This window comes from Stenotrophomonas sp. 05L414_2 (assembly GCF_056397905.1).
Map to the genome: position 1 here is coordinate 15,772 of NZ_JBFTOJ010000062.1, position 11,594 is coordinate 27,365.

Here is an 11,594-nt window from a genome sequence, read left to right on the forward strand (position 1 = left end):
GCCGGAATCTACAATAGGCGGTCTCTTTTTCCCGGACCGCCCCCATGAAACTGCCTGCCGCCTGGCTGTGCTGCCTGTTGCTGACCTCGCCGGCCTGGGCCGCCGATACCGTGGTCAGCGGCAAGGTCTATCTGGAGCGTGACGGCAAGCCGGGCCGCGGTGCGACCGATCCGGGCCTGGCCGGCGTGCAGGTGTCCAACGGCGAAACCATCGTCAAGACCGCCGCCGACGGCAGCTACAGCCTGCCGGTGCGTGACGGGCAGACGGTCTTCGTGATCAAGCCCGATGCCTATTCCTTCCCGAAGGCCGCCGACGGCCTGCCGTCGTTCTGGCGGCACTACCGGCCGAATGGTTCTCCGGCGCTGAAGTACGGTGGCATCGCCGCGACCAGTGACGTTGCCCGCAACTGGGACTTCGCCCTGCAGAACGACCGGCATGACAGCCGCCGTGGTTTCCAGATGCTGGTGTTCACCGACTCGCAGACCGCCAGCCTGCAGGACATCGGCTACTACCGGCAGTCCATCGTGGCGCCGCTGGTGGGCCAGACCAAGGCCCGCCTGGGCACCACCCTGGGTGACATCGTCAACGACGACCTGACCCTGTACCCGGCGATCAACAAGGTCACCACCGAACTTGGCGTGCCGTKGTTCCACGTACCCGGCAACCACGACCTGGATGTCGACGCGGCCAATGATGCGCATTCGCTGGACAGCTGGCGCAACATCTACGGCCCCGATACCTATGCAGTGGAAGAGGGGGGCGCCAGTTTCGTGTTCCTCGACGACGTGGTGTACGACCCCAACGCCAAGCCCAGGTATGTGGGTGGYCTGCGCGAGGATCAGTTCGCTTTCCTCGCTGCCTACCTGAAGGGCCTGCACAAGGACCGCCTGCTGGTGCTGGGCATGCACATCCCGCTGTTCGATGCGGCACCGGGGCGCGAGACCTTCCGCCATGCCGACCGCCAGCGCCTGTTCGACCTGCTGAAGGACTTCCGCAACGTGCTGGTGCTCAGTGGCCACAGCCACACCCAGCAGCACGTCTATCACGGTAAAGCCGACGGCTGGCAGGGCGCCAGGCCGCTGCACGAGTACAACGTCGGTGCCAACTGCGGTGCGTTCTGGTCGGGCGTGAAGAATGCCGCCGGCGTACCGGACAGCACCATGAGCGACGGCACGCCGAAGGGCTATGCGTTGCTGGACGTGGCCGGCAACGGCAGCTATCGCCTGCAGTACCGGGTGGCCGGTGCGGCCGCCAGCGAGCAGATCGGCCTGCATGCACCGAAGGTGCTGCGCAAGGGCGCGTACCCGGCGTGGGGCATCTATGCCAACGTGTACATGGGCGAGGACGCCAGCGTGGTCGAGTACCGCGTCGATGGCGGCGCCTGGCAGCCGATGAAGCAGGTCAGCCAGCCTGATCCGCGCCTGCTGGTGGAGAACGTGGCCGACGACCTGGCTTCCACGCTGCGCGGCTACGACCGTTCGCCGGAAGCCACCGCCTCGCCGCACCTGTGGCGTGGCGCGTTGCCGACCGACCTGGCCGTGGGCAGCCACAAGGTCGAGGTGCGCTCCACCCAGCCCGATGGTGCGGTGTTCACCGCCAGCACCAGCTACAGCCTGCAGACCGCGCAGCCCTGAGCGCGGGCCGGGCTGCCATCACCAACTTCCATCACGAAAGGACGCAGCATGGATATCCGCTTCATGGCCGGCACCACCCCGGTCACCCTCAGCCGCCACTGGTTCACCGGCGCGATGATGCTGCAGAGCGCCAGCGAGAAGGTCTGGGTGCAGCATCCGCTGCATCCGGGCACGCACTTCTCGTTCTCGCTGGTACAGTCGTGGCAGCGCCATATCGCCGGCCATGAAGTGCTGGTGGAGCGGACCCGGCCGCTGCTGTTCGCCGGGTTCCGCCCGCAGCGCCTGCGGGTGCTGGTGGACGGTGTGCAGGTGGCCGAGCAGGAAGGCATGTGACCCGGGCGGCGCTGTCGTCGCGCTAGGCAAAGGCCGTCCGATGCCTGAGAATCGGCACGATTCAATCGATCCAAGCAGGCCAGCGTGAACGTTGCAGCAGTGTCCCCGGCGCCATCCGAGTCCGCCCGCAGCGGCGTCCCCCGCAGCCTGGTCGTCGCCGATGTCGGCGGTACCTTCGCTCGTCTTGCGTTGGCTGAGACCCTGCCGGGGCAGGCGCCGCGGCTGGGCAGCTACCGCACCTACGCCTGCGCCGACCACCCCAGCCTGGCGGCGATCCTGGCCGATTTCACCGCCAGTCTCGGCCAGCCGATGGCCAGTGCGGTGGTCGCCATCGCCGGCCTGCTCGACGGCGATACCCTGATCAATGCCAATCTGCCGTGGACGGTGTCGTTGTCGGCGACGCGCCGCGAGTCGGGCCTGCCCGACCTGCAGCTGATCAATGATTTCGAAGCAGTGGCGTTGGCCATTCCCTACCTGCAGGCCGACACGCTGGTGCCGCTGAATGGCGATGCCGATCCGGCCAAGACCTTCCCGGCACTGGTGCTGGGGCCGGGCACCGGCCTGGGCGCCGCGTTGCGCTTCGCCGATGGCGAGCGCCCGGTGCTGGCCAGCGAGATCGGACACGCTGCGTTGGGCGCCGGCAATGCGCTGGAACTGCATGTGCTGGGCCAGCTGCTGCAGCGCTGGCCGCATGTGGACAACGAACGCGTGCTGTCCGGCAGCGGCCTGATGAACTTGTATCCCTGCCTGTGCGAACTGCGCGGCGTGGCTCCGCAATGGACCAGCACCGAAGCGCTGATCGCGGCTGCGCGGCAAGGCGACGACGCGCTGGCAGTGGAAACCCTGCAGGTGTTCTGCGCCTGGCTGGGCAGCCTGGCCGGCGACGCGGCGATCGCCGTGGGCGCGCGCTCGGTGTACCTGGCCGGCGGCATTTCCACCCATGTGCAGGACTTCCTGGCCGACGGCCGTTTCCGTGAGCGCTTCCTCAACAAGGGGGTGCTGACCGACGTGCTGCGCCAGGTGCCGGTGTGGCGGGTCGAACATGGCCAGCTGGGTGTGCTCGGTGCCGCAGCCTGGCACGCAGCGCGGACCCCCGCGCACGATTGATCGGCGCTGCCGGCATCGGGCCGGCGGGCGCAGCATGCAGACGGAGGCGAAGATGGTGGATCGCAGGCAGTTTTTGCAGGCCGGTGCACTGGCCGCAGGCGTGGCAGCGTTGCCGGCGGTGAAGGCGCGTACGCACGGTGGCGCCAAGGTGGTCTCGACCTGGGACTTCGGCGTGCCGGCCAACCAGGCCGCGTGGAAGGTACTGGCGCAGGGCGGCAGTGCGCTGGATGCGGTGGAAGCCGGTGCACGCTGGGCCGAAAGCGAGCTGTGCAATCCCACCGTCGGCCATTGTGGCAACCCGGACCGCGACGGCGTGCTGAGCCTGGACGCCAGCATCATGGATGGTGACGGCCGCTGTGGCGCGGTTGCTGCGCTGGTCGACATCCTGCACCCGGTGTCGGTGGCCCGCAGGGTGATGGAGAACAGCCCGCATGTGCTGCTGGTGGGCGAGGGCGCCCAGCAGTTCGCCGTGCAGCAGGGCTTCCAGCGCCAGCACCTGCTGACGCCGAAGGCCGAAGCGGCCTGGCGTGAGTGGCTGAAGACCGAAAAGTACGCGCCGCAGATCAATGCCGAGCGCCGCGGTCTTCCCGGCAACAGCGATAACCACGACACCATCGGCATGCTGGCACTGGACGCCAAGGGCAACCTGGCCGGTGCCTGCACCACCAGCGGCATGGCCTGGAAACTGCACGGCCGGGTCGGCGACAGCCCGATCATCGGCGCCGGCCTTTACGTGGACAACGACGTGGGCGCGGCCACCGCCTCGGGTGTGGGCGAAGAAATGATCCGCAACGCGGCCTCGTTCCTGGTGGTCGAGCTGATGCGCCAGGGCCGTTCGCCGGCACAGGCCTGTCGCGAAGCGATCGACCGGGTGGTGCGCAAGCGACCCGAAGCCAGCCGCACGCTGCAGGTCTGCTTCCTTGCCATGAACAAGCAGGGCGAGGTGGGTGCCTATGCACTGCATCGCGGCTTCGTCTACGCGGTGTGCGATGCGCAGCGCCAGGATGACCTACGCGACTCACCGTCGATCTATACGAGCACGCAGGCGTGAGCGCACGCCTGACGCTGGAGATCGCCAGCAATTCGGTGGCTTCGGCGTTGGCCGCGCAGGCCGGTGGCGCAGATCGCATCGAACTGTTCGACAACCTTGCCGAAGGCGGTACCACGCCGTCGTTTGCCAGCATCGCCATCGCCCGCGAGCGGCTGCAGATTCCGTTGTTCGTGCTGGTGCGGCCGCGTCCGGGGGATTTCCACTACGACGCGCTGGAAACCGAGCTGATGCTGCGCGACATCACCCAGTGCCGCGCGCTGGGCTGCGATGGCGTGGTGATCGGTGCGCTGGATGCGCAGGGCGATATCGACCTGCCGCTGTGCCGCGACCTGCTGCGCGCGGCCGGCCCGTTGCAGGTGACCTTCCACCGTGCCTTCGATGCCGCGCGCGATCTGCCGGCGGCGCTGGAGCAGGTGATCGGGCTGGGCTGCCAGCGGGTGCTGACGTCCGGCGGCCAGGCCAGCGCAGACGCCGGTGCCGATGTACTGGCCGCGCTGGTCGCGCAGGCGGCCGGCAGGATCAGCGTCATGGCCGGCGCAGGGCTGGGCCCGGGCAACATCGCCGCCGTGGCGCGGCAGACCGGCTGTCTCGAGCTGCATGCCTCGGCCAAGGGGAAACGACGTTCGGCCATGCAGTTCCAGAACCCGGCCCTGCGCGGGCTGGACCCGGACTGGAGCCAGACAGACACCGCCACGGTGAGTGCGCTGCGGAAGGCGCTGGACGGCTGAGCGCCGCAGGGGTCGGATCCCTTCGCTGAAGGGCTCCGACCCCGACCAGACGCTATCCGGTCAGAGCGCCTCTGCGAGAGGATCCGACCCGGCTACCAGTTCCCCACGGACAAAACCGTTCTGCGCGCGACTGTCGTGATCGTGTCATCGGCATCTGTGCCGCTTCCATAAAGATGTCGTGCAACCAATTGATTCGCTTGGATTTCCTTCGGCGATAACCACGCGCGTCCGCTGGATGCTGCGTCGCCGCATGCTGGGCGTGGTTCAGCTGTGCTTTAGTTTGGATCGATCCACAGGGGAGGGCGGTCGAATCGAGATGGATCGATTCAACGCCCGGGATCGCCATCCGACCGCGCGTCCACCATCCAAGAGCAACCACCCATGGCTCAGTCCGTCCGCAACCGCCGTCATCTGCTGTCCCACGCCCTCGCCCTGGCCCTGCTGCCGTTCGCCGCTGGCGCACAGGAAGCGGCCCCGTCGCCCACCAAGGATCTTGATGCGGTCACCGTCACCGGTTCGCGCATCAAGCGTGCCAGCGTCGAGGGCCCGGCCCCGGTCAACGTGATCAGCGCCGCACAGATCCAGAAGGAAGGCTTCGTCACCGTATACGACGCTCTGAAGACCCTGACCGAGGCGACCGGCACGGTCGAGGCGGCATCGCAGTGGGGCTCACACACCCCCAACGCGAGTGGCCTGAACCTGCGCGGCATGGGCCCCAACCGCAGCCTGCTGCTGGTCAATGGCCGCCGCGTGGCCGACTATCCGCTGCCCTATGGCGGCGAGACCAATTTCTCCAACTACAGCAACATTCCGGCGGCGGCGGTCGAACGCATCGAAGTGCTGACTGGCGGCGCCTCGGCGATCTACGGTTCAGACGCCATCGCCGGCGTGGTCAATGTCATCCTCAAGACCAACTACGACGGCGACGAAGTGCGCGTGCGCGGCGGTACCTCCACCGAAGGCGGGCGTGACACCTGGGATCTGTCCTGGGCGGGCGGCAAGACCGGCGACAACTGGAGCGTGACCTACGCTCTGCAGTACACCAAGCGCGATCCGCTGTTCGGCCGTGACCGGCCGCAGATGGACGACGCCGACGATGCGCTGTACCCGTCCTGGAACATGGAGCAGCGCAAGGTCGGCTTCCGTCCCACCGCTGGCCTGGCGTTGATCGACCCCAGCAACGGCCAGCGCCTGGCGCCGCCCGACGGCACCTGCGAGAAATTCGCTGGCGAGTACTACACCGCCGACCGCTTGGTCTACAACTACAACGCCAATACGGTGAGCAACACCGGCCGCCTCTGCGGCATGAGCGCCGACTACGCCAACTGGCTGTTGACCGGAGGCTCGGAGAACCTGTCGGGCAACCTGTATGCCACCTTCGATTTCGGCAACGATCTGCAGGCCTGGAGCAACCTGGCGGTATACCGTTCCGAAGCGATCTGGGGCACCAATCCGCCGAGCGTGTCGCTGATCGACGATGCCAACGGTTACTACTGGGATGCCAACCGCAATCGCCCGGTGCTCGGCGTGCGCCAGTTCACCCCGAACGAAGTCGGTGGCCTGGACACGCTGCGAAATACCAACCGCGAGTTGTCGTGGGATATCAGCGCAGGCCTGCGCGGGCGCCTGGCCGATCGCTTCGATTGGAGCGCCACGGTCGGCCGTTCCTACTACCGCGTCGAGGAGCGGCAGAACGTGGTCGACGAGCAGAAGTCGTACGACTTCTTCCTCGGCCCACGGCTGGGCACCACCGGCGATGGCGAGGCGATCTACGCCTTGAACGAGTCGCGCTGGTGGAACCCGATCACCCCGGACCAGTACTGGCAGATGGGCACGGTAGCGAAGAACCGGGCATCGTCCTACGTCAACCAGGCCTCGGCCGACATCACCGGTGAACTGTTCCAGGGCTGGGCCGGGCCGATCTCGTTCGCCGCGGTGGCCGAAGTGGCCAAGCAGGGCTATCACCTCAGCCCGGACCCGCGCGCGGGCATCGATTTCGATCTGCAGAACGTTGATCGCGGCGGTGGCGAGCGTACCCGCTACTCGGCCGGTGTCGAGTTCAAGATCCCATTGGCCGACAGCCTGATCGCTACCGCGGCGGCACGCTACGACCGGTACGGCAGCTACAAGGCCGACGGCGGCGGCGAAGCGCTGGATATCGGCAGCCAGAAGGAAACCACCTGGAACGCCGGCCTGGAATGGCGGCCGTTCGAGTCGCTGCTGGTGCGCGGCTCTTACGCGACCAGCTTCCATGCGCCGGACATGCACTACCTGCTGGGCCAGGCCAGCAGTTCTGAAGTGCTGACCTACGACCGCCTGCGCTGCATCGAGAGCGGCGCTTATCTGGTCAACAACTGCGGCGTGGGCAATACCGATGTCTGGTACGCGTTCGACGTGAACCGCCGGGGTACGCCGCTGCTGCGCTCGGAAACCGGCGATTCGTGGACGGTCGGCTTCGTGTGGGACGTGCTGCCGAACCTGTCGATGAGCGCTGACTACTGGGCGATCAAGCTGGAAGACATGATCGTCGACGTCGGCGCGGACGAGGTGCTGGCCAGCGAGGCCGGCTGCTTGACCGGCAAGAACATGGACGGCACGCCGTGGGCGAACCCGGCAGGTGAGGCTTACTGTGCCGGCATCCTGGCCCGGGTGAACCGTGACAGCAGCGGCCGGCTGGTGTCGATCGAGCGCGGGCCGTTCAACCTGGCCAGCCGCGAAGTGCGCGGCATCGACCTGAGCGCGCGCTACCGGCTGGAGACGGCCGCATGGGGCAGCTTCCAGCTGGGGGTGAACTACACCAACCAGATTTCGACGAAAGAACAGCGTTACGCCAACGATCCGAACCCTGAGCGTCGCGACCGTGACCTGCGCAGCAAGCTGCGCGCCAGCCTGGCGTGGCAGGGTGGCAACTGGAATGCGAACGTGTATGCCGACCGCATCGGCTCGGTGCCGGGCGTGCGCTACCACTGGGGCACCGACCGCCTGGACAACCCCGGCGGCTGCCTGCCGTTCGCCGATGGCTACGTGCCCAGCGACAGCCCGTCGCTGAACTGCCTGGAACCCGCCACGCGCCCGGATGGATCGGCCAATCCGAACCCGAATGCGGGGGAGCAGACGGCGCGCTATTACGGGCGGGTCGGGCCGTTCATTACGTGGAATTTCAACGTCGGCTACCAGGTGACCGAGTTCATGAAGGTCAATCTGTACGTGAACAACGCGTTCAATGCGACCAGCTGGAACCACAAGGACCCGTACAAGGTCGACTACGATTTCGCGCCGACCCGCTTGTTGGGCGCGGTGGGCCGCGAGTTCGCGCTGGAGTATGTGTTCACGTTCTGAGGGAAGGCGGCGCCGGCCATGGCCCGGCGCCAGCCACGATTTGACGGGCAGCCACGCATGGCGTGGCTCTACTGGGCGCGCGCGGGATGGGTGGGTCGTTGGCGGGGTGGGGTGGATTTGACCTTCCCACGGTGGCAAGGTCTAGGCTGGTCACCATCCTCCAGATGGAACCAGGGAAACCAGGCCATGAGCACCTCCAGCCCCACAGCCGTCCACGAGACGGCTTCCACCATCAGCCTGCCGATCGAAGGCATGACCTGCGCCAGCTGTGTTGGCCGCGTTGAAGCGGCCCTGGCCAAGGTCGAGGGGGTCGCCAGCGTGTCGGTCAACCTGGCCACCGAGCGCGCAGACATCCGTTCCTCTGGTCCGGTCGACCGCGATGCGCTGATCCAGGCAGTAGAGAAGGTGGGCTACGAAGTACCCGCCGCGACCACCGAACTGGCCGTGGAAGGGATGACCTGCGCGTCCTGCGTCGGCCGCGTGGAGCGCGCGCTGCTGGCCGTACCGGGCGTCAGCCACGCCAGCGTCAACCTGGCCACCGAGCGTGCGACCGTGCGCGGCGTTGCCGGCATCGATGCACTGGTGGCGGCGATCGACAAGGTTGGATATGCGGCGCGCGCGATCGATGGCGGTACCCAGGTCGACGAGGAAGCGGCGGAAAAGAAGGATGCCGAGCGGGTGGCGCTGAAGCGCGACCTGATCCTGGCCAGCGTGCTGGCGGCCCCGGTGTTCGTGCTGGAAATGGGCTCGCACCTGATCCCCGGCATGCACCATTGGGTGATGTCCACGATCGGCATGCAGGCCAGCTGGTACCTGCAGTTCGTGTTGACCACGCTGGTCCTGGCCATTCCCGGCCGGCGTTTCTACCAGAAGGGCTTCCCGGCGCTGCTGCGCCTGGCGCCTGACATGAACTCGCTGGTGGCGGTGGGTACCGCGGCGGCGTTCGGTTATTCGGTGGTGGCCACCTTCATCCCGCGCCTGCTGCCGGCGGGCACGGTGAATGTCTACTACGAAGCGGCGGCGGTGAYCGTCGCGCTGATCCTGCTCGGCCGGTTCCTGGAGGTGCGCGCGAAAGGCCGTACCTCTGAGGCGATCAAGCGCCTGGTCAACCTGCAGGCCAAGGTGGCGCACGTCAGCCGCGAAGGGCGCATCGTCGATATCCCGATCAACGAGGTGCTGCTGGGCGATCTGCTGGAAGTGCGTCCGGGCGAGCGCGTGCCGGTGGATGGTGAGGTGACCGATGGTCGCAGCTACGTCGACGAATCGATGATCACCGGCGAGCCGATCCCGGTGGAGAAGTCGGCCGGCAGCAGCGTGGTTGGCGGCACCGTCAACCAGAAGGGTGCGCTGACCCTGCGTGCGACCGCGGTGGGTGGGCAGACCATGCTGGCGCAGATCATCCGTCTGGTTGAACAGGCACAGGGTTCCAAGCTGCCCATCCAGGCCGTGGTCGACAAGGTGACGCTGTGGTTCGTGCCGGCGGTGATGCTGGCGGCGTTGGCCACCTTCCTGGTGTGGCTGATCTTCGGGCCGTCGCCGGCGCTGACCTTCGCGCTGGTCAACGCGGTGGCCGTGCTGATCATCGCCTGCCCATGCGCGATGGGGCTGGCCACGCCGACCTCGATCATGGTCGGCACCGGCCGTGGCGCCGAGATGGGCGTGCTGTTCCGCAAGGGCGAGGCGCTGCAGCTGTTGAAGGACGCCAAGGTGGTGGCGGTGGACAAGACCGGCACCTTGACCGAAGGTCGCCCGCTGCTGACCGATCTGGAAATCGCCGACGGTTTCGATCGTGCGCAGGTACTGGCGCGGGTGGCGGCGGTGGAGTCGCGCTCGGAGCACCCGATCGCCCGCGCCATTGTCGAGGCGGCGACGGAGGAGGGCATCGCGTTGCCGCCGATGATTGATTTCGAGTCGGTGACCGGCATGGGCGTGCGTGCCAGCGTCGACGGTGCGCGGGTGGAAGTGGGTGCTGATCGCTTCATGCGTTCGCTGGGCGTGGACATCGGCATGTTCGCTGCGCTGGCCGACCGCCTCGGCAACGAAGGAAAGTCGCCGCTGTATGCCGCCATCGATGGCCGCCTGGCGGCGATCATCGCCGTCTCCGATCCGATCAAGCCGAGTACGCCGGCCGCCATTGCCGCCCTGCACCAGCTGGGTCTGAAGGTGGCCATGATTACCGGTGACAACGCCGCCACCGCGCAGGCCATCGCCCGCCAGCTCGGCATCGATGAAGTGGTGGCCGAGGTGTTGCCCGAAGGCAAGGTGGAGGCGGTGCGCCGGTTGAAGGCGGCCTACGGGCAGATTGCGTTCGTCGGTGATGGCATCAACGATGCGCCGGCGCTGGCCGAGGCTGATGTGGGCCTGGCCATCGGCACCGGCACCGACGTCGCGGTGGAATCGGCCGACGTGGTGCTGATGTCCGGCAACCTGCAGGGCGTGCCCAATGCCATCGCGCTGTCGAAGGCGACCATCGGCAACATCCGCCAGAACCTGTTCTGGGCCTTCGCCTACAACACCGCGTTGATTCCGGTCGCGGCGGGTGCGCTGTACCCGGTATGGGGCGTGCTGCTGTCGCCGGTGTTCGCCGCCGGTGCCATGGCCCTGTCCAGTGTGTTCGTGCTCGGCAATGCGCTGCGCCTGCGGCGCTTCCAGGCGCCGATGGTCGAGGCGTCCCATGCGGCCCAGTAAAGGAGTGATGGCATGAACATCGGTGAAGCATCGAAGGCATCCAGCGTGTCGGCCAAGATGATCCGCTACTACGAGCAGATCGGCCTGATTCCGCCAGCTGACCGTACCGGCGCGGGCTATCGCGCCTATTCGCAGGCCGACGTGCACCGGCTGCGTTTCATCCGTCGCGCGCGTGATCTCGGCTTTTCGGTGGCCGAGATCACCGACCTGCTGGGCCTGTGGAACGACACCTCGCGGCACAGCGCCGACGTCAAGCGCCTGGCCGAGCAGCACATCGATGATCTGGAACAGCGCATCGAGAACATGCGGCAGATGGCCGATACGCTGAAATCACTGATCAGCTGCTGCGCCGGCGATGATCGTCCCGAGTGCCCGATCCTGCAGCGGCTGGGCGAAGGCGAGGAGGGCGCTGCGCCGGTGGCGGCGCCCACCGGGGCGGTACGCAGGCGCGCGCGCAGGACCTGAAGACGACATACGGAAAAGAAAATGCCCGCCCCGGCAGTTGCACGGGGCGGGCATCGTTCATGCAGTGGGTCAGGCGATCAGGCCGGGCGCGGCGGGAAACCCGCTTCGGTCAGCGCTGCAATGATCTGCGCTTCGCTGGCCGAGGTCTGCACCTGCACGCGGCGGCTGGGCGGGTCGGCCGACACCGTCGCCGCCGGGTCGACCAGCTCGATCGCCTTGGTCACGCTGCGCGCGCAGCCGCCGCAGGTC

General features: G+C 67.3%; 9 protein-coding genes. 8 read left to right on the forward strand and 1 reads right to left on the reverse strand.

Annotated features, from left to right (window positions below; translation table 11 throughout):
* Positions 1-44 precede the first annotated feature (44 nt).
* From AC1DJN_RS10720 to cueR, 8 genes are all read left to right on the forward strand, one after another.
* A complete protein-coding gene (locus tag AC1DJN_RS10720; protein WP_478039194.1) occupies positions 45-1,634 on the forward strand; it encodes a calcineurin-like phosphoesterase C-terminal domain-containing protein in 1,590 nt (529 codons plus the stop codon).
* Positions 1,635-1,682: 48 nt separating this feature from the next.
* Positions 1,683-1,967: a hypothetical protein gene (locus AC1DJN_RS10725; protein ID WP_025874818.1), complete on the forward strand. Its 285-nt coding sequence runs from the start codon at positions 1,683-1,685 to the stop codon at positions 1,965-1,967.
* Between the two features lie 84 nt (positions 1,968-2,051).
* On the forward strand, positions 2,052-3,074 hold the full coding sequence (locus tag AC1DJN_RS10730; RefSeq protein ID WP_032975527.1) for a glucokinase: 1,023 nt from the start codon (positions 2,052-2,054) through the stop codon (positions 3,072-3,074).
* A 52-nt stretch (positions 3,075-3,126) separates the two neighbouring features.
* On the forward strand, positions 3,127-4,125 hold the full coding sequence (locus AC1DJN_RS10735; RefSeq protein ID WP_059064083.1) for a glycosylasparaginase: 999 nt from the start codon (positions 3,127-3,129) through the stop codon (positions 4,123-4,125).
* The gene (locus tag AC1DJN_RS10740) at positions 4,122-4,853 is read left to right on the forward strand and encodes a copper homeostasis protein CutC (protein WP_442251200.1); all 732 of its coding nucleotides are present in this window, start codon (positions 4,122-4,124) and stop codon (positions 4,851-4,853) included. The genes AC1DJN_RS10735 and AC1DJN_RS10740 overlap by 4 nt, the downstream gene beginning before the upstream one ends.
* Before the next feature lie 381 nt (positions 4,854-5,234).
* Positions 5,235-8,192 carry a TonB-dependent receptor plug domain-containing protein gene (locus AC1DJN_RS10745; protein ID WP_478013526.1) on the forward strand — a complete coding sequence of 986 codons (2,958 nt, stop codon included), beginning with the start codon at positions 5,235-5,237 and terminating at the stop codon, positions 8,190-8,192.
* A gap of 186 nt (positions 8,193-8,378) precedes the next feature.
* Positions 8,379-10,880, forward strand: coding sequence for a heavy metal translocating P-type ATPase (locus tag AC1DJN_RS10750; protein ID WP_478039195.1), 2,502 nt, complete (start codon positions 8,379-8,381; stop codon positions 10,878-10,880).
* Positions 10,881-10,892: 12 nt separating this feature from the next.
* The gene (gene cueR, locus AC1DJN_RS10755; protein WP_025874806.1) at positions 10,893-11,345 is read left to right on the forward strand and encodes a Cu(I)-responsive transcriptional regulator; all 453 of its coding nucleotides are present in this window, start codon (positions 10,893-10,895) and stop codon (positions 11,343-11,345) included.
* Between the two features lie 77 nt (positions 11,346-11,422).
* On the opposite strand, the gene AC1DJN_RS10760 is transcribed toward cueR, so the two are convergent.
* The coding region (locus tag AC1DJN_RS10760; RefSeq protein WP_478039196.1) for a heavy-metal-associated domain-containing protein at positions 11,423-11,594 on the reverse strand (172 nt) is incomplete at its 5' end.